The organism is Methanofastidiosum sp., assembly GCA_020854815.1.
In the GTDB taxonomy this organism is placed as follows: Archaea; Methanobacteriota_B; Thermococci; order Methanofastidiosales; family Methanofastidiosaceae; genus Methanofastidiosum.
The window spans coordinates 1-20794 of the sequence record JAHKLW010000002.1 but is presented as its reverse complement, the minus strand read 5'-3'; the positions used below and the strand labels follow the sequence as shown (position 1 = coordinate 20794).

The 20794-nt window shown below is 34.6% G+C and carries 11 protein-coding genes; 2 read left to right on the top strand and 9 right to left on the bottom strand.

The genetic code is table 11. From position 1 onward, the window contains the following. Positions 1-16: 16 nt before the first annotated feature. Together KO464_00115 and tgtA are read left to right on the top strand one after the other, a co-directional pair. Positions 17-271: a MoaD/ThiS family protein gene (locus KO464_00115; protein MCC7571778.1), complete on the top strand. Its 255-nt coding sequence runs from the start codon at positions 17-19 to the stop codon at positions 269-271. Continuing rightward, positions 272-2017 (top strand): tRNA guanosine(15) transglycosylase TgtA, encoded by a 1746-nt coding sequence (tgtA, locus tag KO464_00110; GenBank protein MCC7571777.1) that lies wholly within the window; start codon positions 272-274, stop codon positions 2015-2017. Here tgtA and KO464_00105 read toward each other — a convergent pair. The 9 genes from KO464_00105 to KO464_00065 form a co-directional block, all read right to left on the bottom strand. Continuing rightward, on the bottom strand, positions 1998-2828 hold the full coding sequence (locus KO464_00105; protein MCC7571776.1) for a type II secretion system F family protein: 831 nt from the start codon (positions 2826-2828) through the stop codon (positions 1998-2000). The two genes, tgtA and KO464_00105, sit on opposite strands and share 20 nt — an antisense overlap. Before the next feature lie 14 nt (positions 2829-2842). After that, the gene (locus tag KO464_00100; GenBank protein MCC7571775.1) at positions 2843-3817 is read right to left on the bottom strand and encodes a type II secretion system F family protein; all 975 of its coding nucleotides are present in this window, start codon (positions 3815-3817) and stop codon (positions 2843-2845) included. A 4-nt stretch (positions 3818-3821) separates the two neighbouring features. Continuing rightward, positions 3822-5714, bottom strand: a complete 1893-nt coding sequence (locus tag KO464_00095; protein ID MCC7571774.1) for a type II/IV secretion system ATPase subunit — start codon at positions 5712-5714, stop codon at positions 3822-3824. A 70-nt stretch (positions 5715-5784) separates the two neighbouring features. Beyond that, complete coding sequence (locus tag KO464_00090; protein MCC7571773.1) at positions 5785-8166, bottom strand: hypothetical protein; 2382 nt, start codon at positions 8164-8166, stop codon at positions 5785-5787. Further along, entirely contained in the window at positions 8163-9317 is a 1155-nt protein-coding gene (locus KO464_00085; GenBank protein ID MCC7571772.1) for a hypothetical protein, read from the bottom strand. The genes KO464_00090 and KO464_00085 overlap by 4 nt, the downstream gene beginning before the upstream one ends. After that, on the bottom strand, positions 9308-10231 hold the full coding sequence (locus tag KO464_00080; GenBank protein ID MCC7571771.1) for a hypothetical protein: 924 nt from the start codon (positions 10229-10231) through the stop codon (positions 9308-9310). Before KO464_00080 ends, KO464_00085 begins: the two co-directional genes overlap by 10 nt. An 11-nt stretch (positions 10232-10242) precedes the next feature. Next, the gene (locus tag KO464_00075; GenBank protein MCC7571770.1) at positions 10243-14562 is read right to left on the bottom strand and encodes a PQQ-binding-like beta-propeller repeat protein; all 4320 of its coding nucleotides are present in this window, start codon (positions 14560-14562) and stop codon (positions 10243-10245) included. Positions 14563-14571: 9 nt separating this feature from the next. Further along, positions 14572-19302, bottom strand: a complete 4731-nt coding sequence (locus tag KO464_00070; GenBank protein MCC7571769.1) for a hypothetical protein — start codon at positions 19300-19302, stop codon at positions 14572-14574. Positions 19303-19382: 80 nt separating this feature from the next. After that, on the bottom strand, positions 19383-20582 hold the full coding sequence (locus KO464_00065; GenBank protein ID MCC7571768.1) for a hypothetical protein: 1200 nt from the start codon (positions 20580-20582) through the stop codon (positions 19383-19385). Positions 20583-20794: the final 212 nt, after the last annotated feature.

The window sequence follows — 20794 nt, the reverse complement described above, 5'->3', positions numbered from 1 at the left end:
TGGCATATTAAATAGTATGAAGGTTCTTTATTTTGGAGATTTAAAGGATATCACTTTGAAAAGAGAGGAAATTATTGAAGTTGAATCAATTAAAATTGGCACACTAAAGAATCTTCTTTCAGAAAAATATCCCCCATTGAAGGAATCTTTTTTAAAGGATGAGATAAGGATTATTGTAAATGGAAAGGACTATTCTTTTACTGGTAGAGACGAAACTCTAGTTTTAAAAGGATTTGAGATAGCTCTTTTTTCTCCTGTAGGGGGCGGATAAATGTTTGAAATAAAGGCAAAAGATGGATTAGGCAGAATAGGGAAACTATCAATAGACAAAAAAAAAGTTGAGACACCAACACTAATGCCCGTTATTAACCCCAACAAGATAGTAATCGCCCCAAAGGACATGGCTGATTACGGGGCGGAGATGCTAATCACAAATTCATATATTATTTATAGAACTCCAAAACTCAAAGAAGAAGCTCTTAAAAAAGGAGTTCACAAAATGCTCGATTTTGACGGAGTTATAGAAACTGATTCCGGCTCTTTTCAGATGGCCGCATATGGCGATATAGAAATAGAAAACAAAGAGATATTACAATTTCAAAAAGACATTGGAGTTGATATAGGAACATTTCTTGATATACCAACTCATCCCGATGAACCATATAGAAAAGCTCTATCAGATCTAGAAATAACACTTGAAAGGGCAAGAGAATCATTTGAATTTGATCTAAATTTAAATGGAACAATCCAAGGAGGAACTCACCTAGATTTAAGAAAAAAATCTGCTGAAGAGATGAGTAAATTACCTTTTACAGTAAATCCAATAGGCGGTGTAGTCCCTTTGATGATGGAGTATCGATTTAGTGAGTTGATAGATATTATTCTAACAGCAAAAGGAAATCTTTCGCCTTCAAGACCCGTACATCTTTTTGGGGCGGGTCACCCAATGCTATTATCATTATCTGTTCTTTTGGGCTGTGATCTTTTTGATTCCGCTGCATATGTTCTCTATGCTCAAGATTCAAGATATTTAACATCTTACGGTACCAAAAAACTTAATGAAATGAAATATTTACCCTGTAATTGTCCTGTATGTAGAAAATATACTGCTCAAGAACTAATTAATGAGAATGATCAAAAAAGGGTAGAACTCCTTTCAAGTCATAACTTACATGCAACTTTTGAAGAAATAAAAATAATAAAAGAAGCTATCCATGAAGGAAATCTATTTGAGCTAGTCGAAACAAGAATTAGGAGCCACCCTCGGTTACTGCTTGCATATAGAAGAATCAAAGATTATTATGATATTCTCGAAGAATATGACCCTTTTACAAAAAGATCCTCAATATTCTATACGGGAGCCGAATCAAATTTAAGGCCAATTGTGAAAAGAACTAAAAAAAGAATAAAAGATATAAAATCAAAAAAATACGATGAACACCTATTCTTTGGAAAATATCCTAAAGAACTTGAATTTACATATCCATTTGGACAATGTGAAATGGAAGAGGAAAGAAAAGTAAGAGGGGATTCTGAAATGGAGGATGAACATATTGTAAAAGTAATTGCAGACTACCAGTTTGGCCCTAATGTGGGGGATAGATTGTTCCATGATGTTATCGTTAAAAGATCAAAAACAGGAATGATCCGCTATGTCTTTGATAAAAATGGAATTATGCTTGCAACTTTAAGGGCTAGAGATGGTCTATTTACACCAAATATTGAGGGGCTAAAAAGATTGAAGGAAATAATTCCTTATCCCAGATACAGAATAATTGTTGATGAAGAAGCTGCCCCTTTTATAAAAGATGGTGCAAATGTATTTTCAAAATTTGTCTTGGACATGGACAAAAATCTTAGGGCATATGAAGAGATCCTTATTGTAGATTCAAAGGACAATCTTTTGGGAACGGGGACCTTAATGCTTTCTCCGAGAGAAGTAAGGTCTTTTGAGAGAGGTATGGCCGTTAGAACAAGATGGGGGATAGAAAAAAATACTATCCAAGAAAACCAATGAGAATATCAGACTCTATAATGAATCTAAATGTTATATACCCAATCGCAGTAAGTATTATACTGTGTTTAATCCCCGAAAACAAAGAGTTTGTTGTCATCTTTCCAATCATAAGGCCTGCTAAAACGCCATGTATAATAAGCATGTTTTGAAATGTTGTCTTAAATGCATCTTTGCTTATTGTTTCTTTTGCTGTTGGAAGTGTAATTTCAGAGAATACCTCAACGAACTGAGTTTGAAGTAAGAAAACTACCGAAAGAAAAACTAGGTAAGAAATATAGATAATACCTGTGTACTGGCCCAATTTAGAAGCCTGCTCCTTTGCAAGCCCTCTCATCATTCTTGCACTTTCTGCTGCAGACTCCAAGATTTTAATGATATTCCCTCCCGCATGGTGGGCTATAACAATTAAAGATACTGTTCCTTGAATGTTATCACTTTTTACCTTATCTGCAAAAGATGTCAACACCTCATCAAATGGTATCCCCCATGAAATTTTTGAGGCCATGATTTTTATTTCGTCTGTAAGTCTCCCATAATCATCTTCTTGTGACATTTTTATTGCCTGTGGTAAAGTCATTCCTGCAGCTTGAGAATCTGCCAGCGCCCTTAAGAATTCGGGAAATTGATCTTCAATTTCGGTAATCCATGCTTGTTCTCTCATTTTTAAAATAAGATAAGGCCCAACAGCAATAGCTATTCCCGCAATAACTAGCTCACTTAAATCTAAAATGAAAAATCCGAGTAATCCTATGATTATCCCTGCAGCTATGCTCCCAACCATTACATAGAGATTGTAATTTTTCTTTCTCAAATTTTCACCCTATACTACCTCTTTGGTGCCACCTGATCGACTGCAATTATGAATATAGCGTAGCCTATAGGCAGCCCAAAATATACAACAATATTATTAATTAAATTTACCTGTGACATTGGAGTTCCCATTATTCCCATAATAGTTGTCATGATTATTATGAAGACCGGCCCTACGACTAAAGCAGTTACATAAGTTTCTGCTATTAAACCAATAGTTTCTATAGCCGCTTCAGTTTTCATTCTTTCGGCTTCCATTAACCTATTCCCTTCAAGATATAGATATTCTCTAAGATTTCCGCCTGTTCTAATGGTTGCTATCATCTTCCATAAAAGTTCACTAAATATCGGTGATGGAGATCTGTTAGCGGCCCTCTGAAGTGCCTGAACTAAATCAAGCCCAAAGTTTTCAACGTCATTTAAAATCTTTTCAGATTCTCTTGATACTTCACCATATCTCCTAAATTCGACAAGTGACCAAAAAATGACAGTTGGAGGTACTCCAGTTCCTGCTATAGTTGCCATTGTATTAACAGCGTTTGTGAGAGCAAGATTAATCTTCCTAGATCTTTCTCCTGCCTTAAAAGATGGATATGCCCAAAATACTAAGAAAGTTGTAACAGCAGTTAAAAGCGAAATAAGAATAATTAAAATTAAATTAAAAGTAAAATTAACAGGTTTGTCTGGGGAGATAATGCTATTGACAAAATCTCCTAAAAAGATAGGAACAATAATTATTGATATCAATAACGCCATAATGCCCGCAATGACAGTAGTAAGAATCATTGCACTTACATAAGCCCCAAGATTAAGAGGTATATCTCCTTTTCTTAAGGGGGCATGAAGTTCTTCAAAATTCTTTAATCTTTTGTCTACAAGAAAACCAAATCTTTTATGGGCCATCTTCCCATAGTTCATGAAGAAGCCTCTTTTTTGATATTTTTCAATCTCTTGGACTGCTAGGTCCTTTTCTTTATTTCTACCTAACATGTGTTCAACTTTGTATCTTTTTTAAAATTACATCAGGATCTCTCATATATTCCTTTATTATATTGCTCACATCTCTAAAGTTAACTATATTATTCTCGGCCATCCAGCCTAAGACAAGAGATCTTCTGTTAATTTCTTCCCATACTTCTTCTTGAGACATTCCCCTAGATATTGCTATCCTTTTTACTATGTTACTTTCTTTTGCATTGAAAATAAATTCATCAGAACCTGGATCCCATTTAAAAACAGTCTGATAAATCGGTTCTCCTTTTTTCAAATCCATTCCTGTTATTTCGATTACTTCTTTAACTCTTCTGATCGCTTTTCCTTCTATTTTAGCGTGAGTTAATAAGAAGCAGATGTTTAAGGATTGGAGAAGTGCTGGAGAAAGATTAATTGGCCTAGTAATAAGTCTATTAACTAAAGCATCCATTGAATCTGCATGGATCGTCCCCATCCCTGGATGTCCTGTGGCCATACCTGTAAACATTACATTTGCCTCTGCCCCTCTAATTTCACCAACTACCAAATAATCAGGTCTTTGTCTTAATGCAGCTCTAAGTAAGTCAAACATATCAACTTCTCCCTGTTTCTTTCCTTCAGTCGTAGAGGCTCCATATCCAGACCTCGTAACTGCAGGCAGCCAGTGTTCTTGCGGGAGATTTAACTCTTGAGTATCTTCGATTGTAACTATTTTTGCTTCAGGTGGCAAGAAGATAGCTAGGGCATTTAACATTGAGGTCTTCCCTGTAGCAGTTCCTCCGGAGATTATAGTAGAAGCAGTATAGGAATGTTCAAGTGCCAACCACATATATGCAAATATTCTTGGTGGGCAGGATTTGTAATTTATCAATTGCACAGGCGTCATTGGATCTGTTTTGAATCTTCTAAGGGTAAAAGTAGGTCCATGCTGGGTGACTTCCCTACCAAATGTGGCTTGAACTCTTGAGTTGTTCGGGAGTCTTCCATCAAGTAAAGGTTCGGCAACTGAAATATGTCTATTACATCTTTGTGCCATCTTAATTATTATACTGTTTGCATCGTCATCTGATTTGAATAATATATTCGAAGGAAGAGATCCATATTTTGCATGATAAACATAAATTGGAATGCCTGTTCCATCACAACTTATATCTTCTATTAAGGGATCATGAAAAAAAGGTTCTATGGAGCCAAGTCCTATATAATTCCTTCTTAAGTAATACATAATCTTTTCAAACGCATCAGGAGATAACTGAATATTTAACTCATCGATAACTTCCAGAGTTTTATTTTCTAAATAGTCTACTAACTCACTCTTTTCTTGAAGACTTTTGAAATCTACTTCAAGTTCTTCTTGAATTATTCCCTGGATAGTAAGGAGTCTAGTTATTTCAGCTTCTGAAAGTTCAGGTTCTTCAATTAAATAAGTTAGTTTAGAAATTTTTTCATCCCATTTAATCCTTGCATAAGCATACGGCTCAATTAATGGGTATCTTTCATCAAAACCAGTGTAATCTTGAGTTTTCCATTTCTGAGGGATCATGAGTATATCTTGATCCTTCATTATTACTCTCTTTTCTTCTTCTAACGAAGGAAGTCTGCCCCCTTCTATTGTTACAGGGCCCGATATAACAAAAGTTGCACTGCCAACTGTCGATGCAACTTCTTTGGCAACATGATCTGTAACTTCACTTTTTATTGTCTCAGGTATTTCTTCTAATATCTCCTTTTTTACTTCATTTGAGAATTGATGAGGAGGTGATGTTCTCTCACCTAAGGACACACCTTCTTTTTTTAAAAAATCAACTTCACTCTTTTTCTTGAGCTTCTCATAACTAGATTTCGGTTCACTATCTAGAAAAACATCAGATTCTTTGAGTTTTTTCATTAACTTGAGAGCTCCTTTTTTTCTCATAACTCATTCCTCTATTATTAGTTTCTATTAATGCATATAAATACTTATCGGTATTGAAATACAAATTATACTATTGATATACTTTAAAGTTATAATATTGACTAGTTTCTTTTTTGATTCCGTCTATTTCAAATGAATACGTGAATACAATTAGATAATCGCCGGGCCTTTTTACATTGTATTTATAAGTAGATATAAAAGTCGTGAATTCCTCTATATTGGGTCTTCCAGACCTTTCTAATATCGGGACATATTGGTAATATGGAATTCTTTTGAGTAAGACTCTTCCGGGTTCGTCTTTATGATATGGAATTATAGATATTACTTGGAATCCTACCCCTCCGCAATAGAATATATCTTTTTCTAGAATTTTGTCAGAACCATTGACATGGATATATCCTTCATTATCATCTATAATTCCGTTTTTATTTTCATCTATTCTAATTTTTATATATTTATTAAATGTGTTTATTTCTTCAAATAATGCTCTGGTGTCACTAAGCCAAACTAGCTGACCTTGTTGAGGATAATAAAGGTCATATTCAAAGAAGTTTTGACTGTTAATAGATGAGAAACATGCAAGTAATCCATCGTCAGTTACTAAAGCACCATTAGTATCTTTCGAAAAAGAAGGGCTATTGGATTCTATTGTTATTTTATCTGATGTATCGTTATAACTGTACTTCCATTTATTTACTACTTGATACTCTCCATCCTTCCACCCGTAGAAAAGTCTAGTTTTTCCAATGGGGAATTGTTTCATTTCAGAAGACATGTCGAAATATTTAAAGTAAACATGCCATTTTTCATCTTTGCTTAGGTAATTGACACTATCCAATACAAGAACATAATTATTTATCACTACAGGATCCCCTATTTCTAAAGAAATATCATTTCCCAAAAGAGATTCAAGAACTATTTGATATGGATCAACATTCCCTAGTATATCTTTAACTAAACGAAGTTCGTATGTATTGCTACTTAATTTAAATTCACCATAATATTGTTCTCCAATTAACTCAGTCTTTACATCTAAAGTGTCGGTACTTCTTCTAAGAAAACTAACTAAATTAGTAGAGATACTTCTAACGACATACTGCTCCCCTCTTAAATCAAATTCAAATCCTTCTTCAATTGGATATGCAGAAACACATATTAGATTGCCTAATGAATCTCTACGACATCTCTGGATATCAATTAGTATTTCAGAAGTTCCACTTATTTCATAAATTCCTTCTATCTTTTTAGTTAGTGTGTTTATTTTGACTTTGTATCTAGAACCTTCAGATTCAAATGTTCCTTCGTCTAATACCAAATAAACATTTATTATTTCCCACATCTTTATTGAACTTCCCAATTTTTTTGACCCATTAATATCTTTGTCTGTTATTGGGCTTTCAAGGTCATTATGAATGGAAGAGGAAATAATAACTGTATCCCCTGTTAGAATTTCAGTAGTTCTAACTCCGTTTTCTTTAATTGCCAATACATCTATTAGCCCGTATCTTAATCCAGGTGCTTCATTAGGGTCAAATGATTGCCTTCTCCTCTCCGTCTCCTGGAGAGAAATTTGTATGTTGAATATTGTGTACTTGACATAGTCATCTCTTTGCCCATTTGAAATATATTTAATGTCAGTAATTTTGATTAGGTAATTATCTAATAGGAAAACATCGCCCTCAAAAAATATAGAAATGCCATCTATAGTTATTTGATTCCCATTTTGATCTAATATGTTCACATAATTATTTCCAATATTAAAAGAATAGTTTTCTAAAAAAGGGGCTCTGTTTTCTATATTGTTCATCCCCGCATATGTAACCCTATATTCCCCAAGTGTATATGCTCTATTGTTATAGGTAATTCTTGAGCCAGAGGAATAATTACCTTCCTTGAATATAGTATTGTCATTTCTATGGATAACATAAGGATTTGAAGGTGCAGCTTCAGATAATTTATTTAACGGCGCAACTTCAAATTCTCCTATGTCTGAACTCATCATATATCTTTTAGGAGAATCTGAAATTTTTCTTGTATCAATTAATATTTTTCTATTGAAATTCCCAACTTCGAATATAGAAGGTCCAATAAATAAAACATCATCATCAAAAGTTATGTTGCTTGATTTAGTTACTTCTATACCAACATCGAGCCTTGACAGATAATAGTTTAATTCTTTTTCTTCAATTGCATAGTGTGCAGAATATATGCCTGCAAATGCATTGTGAATTGAAGAAAGTTTTCCAGTTCTATATATCTCTTCAAAGGCGTTTTTAGAAGTATCTCTGAATGAACTTTCGATATAGCTTGATATGAAGGGTATATCGGAATATCTTACGCCTTCTACAGATTGAGATACTTGCCTGTACGATAAAAGTGAATACTGAATAGCTAAAAGGGATATTATTACAAGAATTGCGGCAAAGATAAAAAACTGGGATTTATTATTCATATTTTTTGCCTCCCCATTATTAAAGACACGTAATATGTCCTCACATTACTGCTGCTATCCATTGTAGAAACGATTCTTTTGGCGGATATAATTGAATCCATTTCTCCAGGTTTTTCAATATTTGTAATATTCTTTTTATACGGAACAATATTAATGATTATATGTCCATTATTCTCCTTATAAGACAAAGTTTTTATATTTCCAGAATAATCGCCGAAAACGGCCCAATCTCCTTGTCTTAAGCCTCTAGTATAAGTAGTAAATTGATTGGGCTCGCCGATTTTTTTCTCAATATCAAGGGTATCTCCTCTAACGCTATCAATAAGAGTGAATCTAAAAGTATCATTAAAAATATTGACTGTTTTTTGATTATTTCCAAGTACATCAATATACATTGTTTCATCAAGTAATGCAAATGATATAGAGTTGCCATCTCTTGCTATATTTGATATTTGATAAGTATATTCGTACTCCACGTCTCCAGAATATGATGAAAAGGAAACTAGATCTCCTACTTTTAGAGGAGTTCTACTTGAAAGTTTTGTCGTTGAGGTTGAAAAATCCAAAGGTGCAGAAGGATTACCTCTCTCAAGTTTTAAAAAAACGCTATCGTAACCTGGAATTTCATCAATTAGATCAACTACTAACAAACCATATATAGTTACACTGCCACCGTCTGGGAAGTATATTGTGTAATCACCAGGCCACCCTGTTTGTGTTTCATGGAATTTCCAAATATTGTTATTATTTCTTAGAGTACCTACTCTATAACCGTTAGTAAGAGATCCAGGATTATCCAAATCATTACTAGCTTCTCCGTGAGTATTGACATAGACTATATTTGAAATCTCAAAAATATTAAATTTATAGGCATAACCTGTGGGAATAATAGATCTTAGTTTCATCTCAAGTGCATTGAACTCTCTATTTGTGATATAATATCCAATTTCACTTTGATTGTTAATTACGCCTTTTTCCAATATTACAAGAACGTCTTCTGCAGAGTTACGAGCATTTATTACTTCCCAAGACGGATTGGAAGAAAATGTTGTTCCTGCATCACTTAGAATGAATGAAACGCCCAATATCATTATAACTGCTGCGATTATGGCCTCAAATGTCCTCATTACAGATTTATTGTTCATGAGCATAGCCTGCTTCCCTCCCACATAATCAGAGTCAGCCTCTTTTCAGATAAGTTTCCAAATTCTTCAACTAGTACAAGCCTAGATATAACTAGAACTATATCAGAATAACTTCTATGTCTGCCCAGAACTATATCGGCTGCATCAATATTCAGAAACTGAGCACCTTGTCCTGATTTAAATATGTCTGTCACTATGTAGCTTCTAGAATCAAGTATGAAAGTATCTCCTTTAATAAATCCGGATCTTGGATTATTATCTTCATCACGCCCATAAATCTCATTTGTAACTTCATCCTGAAAATCTTTGTTCATATTTATATCAATAAAGAGATGGTCATATTCTCCGTCTTGATCTTTATCTATAACTAAAAATTCATATGCTCTAATTCCAAGATAAACAGTTTCTGTGTTAAAATGCGGAGGATATGTGTCAGAAGGAGAAGAATCAGCAGGTAAAGAATAATTTAGATCACTAATATCTTTTTGAGTCATTATTCCTATAGTGTTAACTTCTGTATGTGTGGAAGATATTAGAATCTGGAAGTCATAAACAGATTTTTTATTAGAGTAATCTAATAATCCAAGTTTTCTTAATAGTGAGATGTAACTATTAGTTGACGATTCTAAAGGACATAATGAGTATCTTGATGTATCTTCATTTGATACAAAGTCAACCATTTTATCATAAGATAGAACGTGATTTCTCGAAACAAGACCATATGTAGGGTCAGACATTATTTTTTCAATAGAAGAAATTGCGGTGAGTTGAACGTCAACATATTCAGTTTTTTCAAGGTAAGGATTAAGTGAATTTGCAGCAATATATACAACATAAAGAAAAGCGATAGTAAATATTCCAAGAGCAATTATGTTGTCAATTATATCTTGCCCTTTTCTAGACTTTTTAAATTTAAACAAGACTTTTATTTTTAACCCTCCTGTGGATTGGGCGACAGATAAGCACCATAACTAGTTATAACAACATATTTATTTTTTGATATGCTAGAGATTGTCCCATATATACTCATTCCTCTAAGCTCTTTAGTGTATTGTACCTCTGCATTCTTAGGATCATAGATTGTTAAATGAGTTCCAGTTCCTTCAATGATATATTCCCTTGTTCCAATAGTATTTGGTATATCTAGGTTCACCCATATACCTTCTTCAATTTGGATGTTCTTTGTTGGTGCAGAGGTATATGCCATGATATTATTGAACAATCTAATCATTCCTCTGTCTATGAAAGTAATCATATAATTATTATTGATTACGTCCCCATAAATTGATTCAATGTTGTAAGTAGTTTCTATTGGCCTTCCTTCATAAGTATTCATATTAAACTTTGTAAGATCTTTTTCATAAAGAACTCTCTCATCAGAAAACAAATTATTTCTATTTGTGTCTATCATCATCCATTTTTCAGACATGTAAGCTTGTAACTTATTTGAGGCCCCCAGAGTAAATGTAGATATCAATCTAAATTTGTCGTCATAAGGGTCCAAAGAGTTGCCTAATTCTATTGCTTCTGGTTCGGAGAAGGTATAAGATACGGGATTAAGGTTAGTTAATGTGTTTGCAGTTCCATGCAGATCGTATCTGTTAAAATTCCAGCGTGTGTAATGATATCCAACGTTCAATGAGATAACTCTACCGTCGTGAGTCATGAAAATTATTTCAGATTTTCCATCGTTATCGATATCATCAACGGCCACAGACCCCCTTATTGGGCTTCCTGTAGAATACTCCCATAATTTGTTAAGTTTATTCGCATCATTAGGTGGTGGAGATGTATCACCATTATCGTCGCCTTGGGTAGTGTCCCGGTATGCTAAAGCATATAAGTTGCCGTTTTCTGCCCCCAGTACACAATCAAAAAAGAAGGCATCATATTTTTTTTGGTAAGTACTATAATTATTGACTTCTACTATAACAGGTGTAGCATAAGATGACGTAAGTGAAGTTGTCTGAGTAATTCGACCCCTTACCTGATGTGTTAAGTCAAGATGCTGTATCATAAGATATTGGCCACCTGGAACAATCATTTGAGGTCCTCTTAAGTGAAATCCATTTGGTGAATGCGCAACTGGATGTCCTGAGATTAAATCATTAGAATTTGATTGAATGTTTAATTGGGTTAAGGCGCCAGTTCTACCATCAATAATATATGACCTTACTAGATCATTTTGAATTACTGACACTAATATGTCTTTATAATCTTTAAAATAGTCTGTTTGGGCAATCACTGGAGAAGAAATAATATATCCCAATGGCATAGAAGGAGTAATATTCGGAATTGAGAAATTATTAAGAACTCGATTGTTCCAAGTTCCTCCTTCAATCAAGTATACATTTCCATCTACAGATGTCCATACTATATCTAGACGACCGTCTCCACTTATATCTTCAACTGCAGGGGATGTTGAGGGAATCATAATATATGGAGTATAAGGAGAACTAGAAAGTCTGTATGCAAATAACCTAGGAGATATGTTCATTTGTGTTCCAGATATCTTAAATATTCTTTGGCGAGTTTGCCCACTATATGCATAAATATTATTTCTTATTGAAATATTGTTATTCCCAAAATGATTTTGATTAATACTATAGGGTAAACTAAAAACAGTGTCAACTACAATTATATCGTCATAACCATCATTATCGATATCGGCTATAATAGGAGCCGATAGCATTGCTCCATCTATTGGAAAGGTCCATAGAATATCTCCAGTAGCAGCATTAATAATTGAAACAACACAAGAATCAGTCCCAACTGTAATTGTTCTTGATGCACCTGTTCGTGGAAAAGTTGCTAAAAGATTCCCCCCTCCAGTTACGATTTCTAGAATTCCATCGTTATTTAAGTCACATATTGCAGGCGATGATACCCCAACTGGCGCATGAAGATAAACAGTGTTTCCGGATCTATATTCAGCTATCAGATTAACAACATTTCTCTCCCATATTGTTGCACCATCTGTTCCCCTTATTGATCTTACATTTCCATTTCTCATTCCAATGACTACGTCAATCACGCTGCTGTTATCAACGTCCCCTGTTGATGGAGAAGAGTTATTCATCAGAACAGGAAAATATTCAGAGTTTAGATTCCCTTCTACGCTATTGGAAAAAATAACTGGGCTATCGACAAGAACAGACCAGTGTTCTGTGAGAGAGTTATCTGTATTTCTGTAAGCTGGGACAGATTTCTTGCCATTCTCTTCTATGTCGAAATATATATCATATGTCCTCTTTGTTTCAGGTATCGTTCTCGATTGATTGTTTGAAGGACTTGCTCCCATCGAAAAATAAACATAAACAGGAGGATATTCCCTAAAGAAGAGGTTATTTCCTGATGGTGTTCTCTCATATAGTCTAAATAAAACATTCTGATACCATGTCAAAACTTTGTTGTTAGGATTTTCCATTGAAAGCCTAATCTTATTATCTCCTTTATTGAAGTATTTAGCAGGTAAAGTACAACTAAAGCTTCTTGGGCCATCGCTTTGGCCGCCATCAAATGGATTCCAGTAGCCTGCCAGAGGAGTGTTTCCTCCTTGAATAACATCCGTGACAAGAACATCATTAATAAAAACGCGGATATCTGTATTAATTGATGGGTTTTCGTCTTTGTATTGTGAACCTACTGGAACTTCCATTTCAATTAAGATGTCAATTGGAGAATCTAATTCAAAGAAAATTGTATGCTCGTGGAACTCCAAAGGAGAATTTCTGTATCCGGCCGCTTGCATATTAGGCCTATATGGGTAAGTTTGACTTGGTACTTCAATTTTTTGTTCACAGTTCCCATTAATTAGCTCAATTACCCTAATCGAATCAAAGTCAAGCGTCGCATTTTCAAGGTTCAAAAAACCTTGTTTCGCAAGTCTATTGATATCCACTGTGGGATCTATAATTATTTCAATTGGTTCATTGATTCTAATTGTATTTCCAGGATTTACTTCTAGACGTTTTCTAAAATGCCAATCAGGTGGATTTCCAAGTTGACCTGGATCCCACCAAGGGCATACATTAAATTTATTGTCTACAATAGAGTGAATATCCATTGGTATAGTTGTTGTGACTACTTTTCCCGACCCCCAAGTTGAAACAATTAGCGAAGGATTGTTATTAAGATATGGCCCGTATGGAATTTCTCTTAATAAAATTTCATTTGCTGGGCCATCAACGAAAGGATCAAGTATTGTTCCATTTGCAGAATAATAACTTCCAGCTATTTCGTATGTATCTATATTAAGAGTAATATTGTGTTGTTTTGAAACTCCAATCGTATCGTATTTTCCACTATCAAAAGTAATGTTGACTGGAAGAAAATCATATCTAGTTTTTTGAGTTAGATTTTGTGAAAGCATTATTAGAGAACCGCCGCTTTTGATATAGTTGTTTAGGACATCTTTAGTCGGATTTGCAGATAAGGATTCAATCATATCAGAGTTAGAAGGGATGAAAATATTAGTGTAATAATTAATGTATCTGCTATCGATTCCATCTTCTTTGGAGTTAAGTATAAAATAATTTGAAGGATAAACGGAATAAGAATTCTCCTCACTGTTATAATATTGACTCCAATAAGATTTTGGGTATTCCAAGAGAAAACATGTTTTTGCTAGTGATTCTGGAGGTTGACCTGCATCCCCAATTACGGCCGATTTGAATGTAGGAGTCAAATAAACCACATATTCTTGACCTCTGCCAGATACCATAGGTTCAATTTTAAATAAAAAGAAATCGCCTATTATATTTTTGTCTTTTAATCCGGGAATTGCTGGATTGGAATAGATATTATAATCTCCGGATATATCAATGTCAACGTAGAATCTAGTATTTAGTAATACTTCTTTCCCACTTTCTTCTTTAATTGTTCCATTTTTGTTTTTAGGATAAACTTTTATCTTATTCGAATCAATAAAGATTACTTTGAATAATTCATTTTCTCCAATATATTTCTGGCCATCATTAGTCAAAGGTATAACCATATTAGTTTGAACAAGCGTTCTTTCAATCCAAGCAATTTCATTATGTGCTACTGTGTTTTCAATATATGTGGCTATATTTTGAAAACTTTTTTCATCTATACTTTTAGAATAACTTTGGGAAAAATCTTCAGAGGTTCTCCAGAAAAATACAACAGTTGCTAGCAATATAGCAATTAACATTATAGCCATGACTACATGCATTTGAGATTTTTTAGAGTTAATAAAATTATTATTGAATATACATCTTTTTTTCATGTACACATCTCAATCTATTAATATCTCATGGCCGCATGCATATACAATAATATTCTGTTGTAATCTTCTCGCATCGCCAGAATAAACTTCATTAGGATGCATATTTAAGCCCATAGAATTCCTATTATTCTTGTATCTATCTAAATCCAAAGAGGTAACAATAGCGGTGGCTTCAATACTATTGAAGATATTTCTCCTTTCCTTTACCAAAAGGACAGGCCCCCCAATTGCTTGAGGCGCAAAAATAGTTCCTCCTGCCAACCTAAAATTACCTGATGGATTGGGGGCCTGTAATGGATCTCCTTTCTCTTGGTAAATTCTATCGAAAGTTTTTAGATTAATTATAACATTACTATTTGTCCAACCTGTTTCAGTTATATCAAAATAATCATGAGTGCACATTGAAAATTCATTTAGAAGTCTATTCACGATAGGATTTTCTAAAGATGATTTCTCTAGATTGAATTGACGGCCAGATAGGCCAAGGTCCATATCCAAGAGTAGCCAACTGTTTCCTTGGAAGGGTCTTCCGGGTGGCCATACAGACCCAGGCCGGCCTTCAAGATCAAATTTAAATACATTGGGAATTTTTCCGTGATCCCATTCAATTCTATTATCCTCCTTGTCTATGTAAAGACCTCCTGACCACTGAAGCATAGTAATATTGTTGCCAGTCTTTACTTTCTCCCAAGCAGTATACATAACGGGGATATTTCGGTGGGCATCATTGACCTGTCCATAAATCTTATAGTTCAATCCAACTGGTTCATTTGATACTCTTCCAATTGACAAATCTAAACCTTGGAATGTGGGGAGCCACGAATATTTACCATAATAATAGGTATTTGGAGTAGAAACATATTTTTGTTTTGAAGTTATCAGATATGTTTCATAAATAGATTCCCAATCTGCATCATTTACTGCGGCGATAAATATTTTGTTATTAAGGTCTCCTGCAAAATCCGGGATTTCAAATGTTAAGTTATTAAAACTATATCGATACGAAGTTCCTGCTGTGCATGTGCCCGCATTAACTCCAGTTATTGTGGCTGGGCCACCGGGCAATGAATCTGCCGTCCTACTAAGAATTAGATCCGTACCGGAGGAGTTGTATGTGACTTTTCCCAACTTCCCAACAAGAATCTGAACTTCTTTAATTTTATTATTACATTGTTCTACATTAAAGGCCATAGAAGATGTTGAGCCTTCTTGCACCCTATGATCTAGAGATACATTATTGATAATAGGCACTTGTGAAGTAGTGATATAATACCAACTGTCAGAAGTTTTATTGCCAAGTTTATCAGATGCCTCAATTGAAATATTAATTTTGTTAGTATTTTCCCAAGCCCATGTAGGTTTGTAGGTTACAGTATACCCATCTACTGTTGTACCAATAAGAAGATTATCTGTAACTTCTAAATTAATAATACTAACATTATCGTATGACTGCCCCGATATAAACATTCTAATTGAATTTCTATCTACTCCTGCATTTCCATCTGTTATGGTTACTGTAATTGGATCTGTAGATAGTGCAGTTGCATTGTTTGCAGGTGCTGGGTTTGATATAGAGGGGCCAGAATTTTTTACTCTGATTATATTTGCTGTTTCAGGATTGCTTACATTTTCTGCAAGGTCTGTCATTGTTATCTCAATATCGTAAAGCCCATCAGAAACGGTATTTGGTATATCAATTACCCCTATTATTTGGTGAGTGCCTCCTGCTTTTACAGAATTAACATTCCCAGAGTTTATGGTTGTTTGAGTTTGTCCTAAAAAAGTTGGCCCATTAAATAGTTTAATAGTATATGAAGCCGGATATTTTTCTGTGTATGAAAAAGTTACGTATGCCCTTCCACCGGATTTTACATTTTGGATATCTCCCAAGATAGAATTAATAACAGGAGATGTATTATCATGGATTATCCACTTAGTAACGAAAGTATTGTTATCATCGCCTATGGGATCTCCATCTGCATTTATTCTTACGATATTTACTTGATTTGCTGTAAGAGGAACTGAAAAAGTAAAGTTTTGATTAAAAGTGGATTGAGATCCCGAACCATTTACGTCCAATGTGACCTCACCAGATGTTGATTTAGAACCTATTATATCTATAGGTGAAACTTTGGTAAATGTTAAAAAGGAGGCTGGTTGAGTTATCGTCAGAGTTGGGCCACGGTTATTAATGTTAAAGTTCCAAGGGAAGACTAAAAAGTTACCCAACTTATCTTCAATATAAACTGAAGCCGTATGGGTGCCGTTAGCTTCGTCAGAAGGTGGAGTATATGTAATCATACTAGTCCCAGATGCATTTGTATCGACATTATCTCCATCGAGATACAATCTAGATCCACGGATTCCTGCACCAAGGTCGTTGTATTCCGCCCTAATTTCAGGAGCGCCAGTAGTTATTGTCCCGACTGGAATATATTCTGAAATAGATGGAGGAGATGTATCTCTTAATATTACGATATTTTGGGTTAAAAAGTTCTGAGCTTTATCATATGTTATTGCGGAATAATTAAATGAACCTTCGGATAGAGTTAGATAATGGTAATAAGTATGATTTTGGTTTCTCAAAGGATTGCCTTCATATTTCAAGATTTGAGTCCCATAAGTCGATCTATCGAATCCACTTAAATCATCTGAAACTGAAGAATATAATTTAGTATATGAACTTGTTGTTATTACTGGGATAGAGGATGCCAATGGAGAAGAATTTGTTGGGGATGCAGTATCTATTCTCAGTTCAAATTTATATGTTGAGAGTGAATCAGCAGGATTGAAGAGAGAACGTTCTACAAAATTTCCATACTCATCAGTTGATTGAACAGAAACCTCATAAGTTCCAGCTAATAAATCTCCAGGTAGAATCAATTCAGCAGAATAAGTACTGTCTCCTGCAATTCTATCCGGTACACGTCCATCATCAAACAAAAATGTTCCTGCAACTATAACGCCGTCTTTTTTAACATTAGCTCCAGCATGGATAATGCTACTTGCATCTTTAATATTTGAATATAGATTTACCTTTCCTCCGTTGGCATTAATCCATACATACGGATGTTGAATTGCAGATGGGTTTTGTCCGTCTGGAACGATATTAACATTTAGTATCCTTGGAGGTTCAATATCATTTACAAGAGAAGGGTATGGGAAATAATTTGGGCTATCCGGGTCTGTTCCATCGACAATTGAAAACTGACCAAAGGTAATGAGACCTCTAGAATAATCTACGCCTTTAAAAGATAGTCTATTAAGAGTTAAGAAATTTGTTAAATCGCCCCTATAAGTGTTAAGTTTTGGCAACAAGTTGGGATCATTTGTTGCTCCTGAACCTACAATTATAAGGGAAAAATCTCTGTAATTCAATATATTTGGATTTCCGTCAATAGCAGCAATATCTGCAAATATAGGATTTAGAGTACTGTACTCAGCAGGGCTTCTCCTTTCATTAGTATCAAGTAGCCATTTAATAGGGTACATTTGAACATTTATAGACGAATTGGGATAATTAATTGGATTATTATTTTTGTCTCTTAATCCAACAGGATTGTCTACACTCCCATACACGACGAAATAATTACAGTTATAATTACTTGTAGAAGTGCTATCAAACGCGTCCATAACATCATAAAGAAGGTGGCCCAATTCATTTCCAGAATTTATGTTATAGCCTCCTGCAATTGGTCCTTCTGCATACAAAATGACTGCAATTGGAACAGATTCAAAAATGTCTTGTTTTGTGAGTTTGTACATTGGGATATTTAGAAATCCGGGGCATTCACAAATCTGGGAAGACATATCACACGTACCGCCTTCTTTAACATACACATTTGCAGTCCAAAAACTATTATCGCATTTTCCGGCAATTTCGTTCATATTAACAATCCAAGGACCTGTGTTTTTCACAAAATCTATTTTGTATATATCAGTCTTAGTATAAACTAATCCTTCATTTTCTTTCATTACATATGAAGATAAATTAACACGGATATATAATTTCAAATCATTAAAATTATCGGATTTAGGAAGTCTTACAGCATATCTCCCTTGAGAGTTTGTTCTTGTAATAGCAATTGTTTCAAGTTTATCATTAATAAAAACGATTTCAGCATTTGCAAGTGGAGGATTAGTTTCTAAAGTAGGAGTATTACCATCTTGATTTTCAGTATTGTCATAGACATACCCCTGCAAAGTCCAAGTATCTCCAGTAACTGGAATTTCTGGAGAAAGGCTTAAGAGGATATCATTTGCACCTTCATTTTTTATATAAATTCTATACTGTCCAAAGTTCAACACTTCAAATCTTGATATAATGTCAATTTCCCCACCATATTGGAGTTTTATATTAATAGTTCTCCCACTAAAATAAGTATCCATCCCCATCTGTTGCGGTGCAATTTCCACACCTGGTGCTGCCATATAAAACCAGATAGTATCATCGTTCTGATCAGCAACAATATTCCCTTTATCAAAATTAATGTCAATATAACGCTGAGCCCCTTCTCCTTCAAATCTGACCTCTCTAATCTTTGTATCAAGTTCTAAAAGAGCATTCTGCATTGAATTAATTCGTGAAATATCCCTTGACCTCTCAATCTGGGGTGCAGCAAATTGATATGCTGCAAAAACGGCGGCTACAGTGATGGCTAAGATTAACATTACTGTAATTACTTCTACTTGAGCCTTTTTTGATTTTGGCCCTCTTTTTTTCAATAGTTTATAACTCATTGGACTACCTTTGAGTATATTATAAAAAATAATAAAAGATTATTTAATGTTAATCCTTTGATTTGCGAATACCTCAAAGATTACATTATTATCTTCTTTCTTGAAAACTCTGTTCCCATTACTATAGCAAGGGCCGAAGAGAATATCAGTATCAGTGAAAGAACTAGGTCAAGGAATATGCCAAGATCGGGTAAAGGAAGTCCAGGAAGTCCTTTGAATATAACGAATAATATACCTGAAATAATCCACAGAGCACCGACTATATATAGCACACCATTGTCGCTCCCCTTCGCACCTGAAGGTGTTCTTGCCTTCATTCCAAAGATTAAAGGGGGAATACCTGTAACCATCATTACAATGTAGAACACTAAACCCATAAATCCTGTTCTAAGAATATTAAATACGGAAGAAATTGGATTGTTTAGAGGAAGCATTCCCATATTATTGAACAAAAAGAGAACAGCAAATACCAACCAGAATATACCAAGGACATAAAGTGTTATTGGTGCAAATATTGATCCAGAGCCTTTTGTTTTTATGGTGTCGCTTTTCAAGTCTCTCATAAGCTCCTTTGTGTCGATTCCAAGTTCCTGGGCCTCTCTTAAAATGTCCTCCATAGAAGGCTCATCGCCGAATGGTTCACTTTCTAGGCTAAATTCATTTGACTTTTTTGAAAAGACTGTTTCTATCCTTTCTTCAGGGAGGACTTGATTTACTTTTTTTAGGAAATCGCTTTCAGAAAAATCATCAAGAGTTTCATCAAGAATCTTCTCATGTTTTTCTAGAGTTGAAGGCTCTTTTTTTTGTTCATTTATCTTTCTTTCAAATTGCTCTTCTGGCCCGTACTGTGGTTTTCTAAGCGGCTCTTGTTTTGTTGTGTAAGTTTCCCCCATCGTCTTAAAGGTTTTTTCCATATCTTGAAGTTTTTCTGTATTCATTCTTATTGACTCAGCTACCCGTTCCATAGTTGCGGCGACTTTAGAGAGTGACTCCATGAATTTGTCCTCTTCTTCCTCATCACCCTCAACTACCATGCTTGATTCCAAGAGATTTATTAGTTTCTCAAGTCTGCCAACTAGAGGGTCTTCATACGGTCCGCCTTCCTCAACTGCTGCTGCACTTAATATTTCCTTTATCTCGTCGAGTTTCGTGACAATCTCCTTTGATTCTAGCGGAGCGCCACTGTAACCCATTCGAGGCATGATCTGCATGAAGGTATCAAGCTGTTGCTTAAGCTTGACATACTCCATTTTGAGGTCATCATAATCATTGCCAACCATCCTATCATCTCATTAATGCTAATATACATTATAACTTATAAATTTTACTATTTAAAGCTTTTCTATAAAAGTGCTTTGTTGAATAATTCACCTCAAATGAAGCGAAAAGCTTAAACCCCATAAAAACCCTACTGCTTTATGCAGCGCAACTGGAGCAAATACAACGAGAGTTTAGTTAAAAGAGGAGAGTTCTACCTGTCATTAGATTTTTT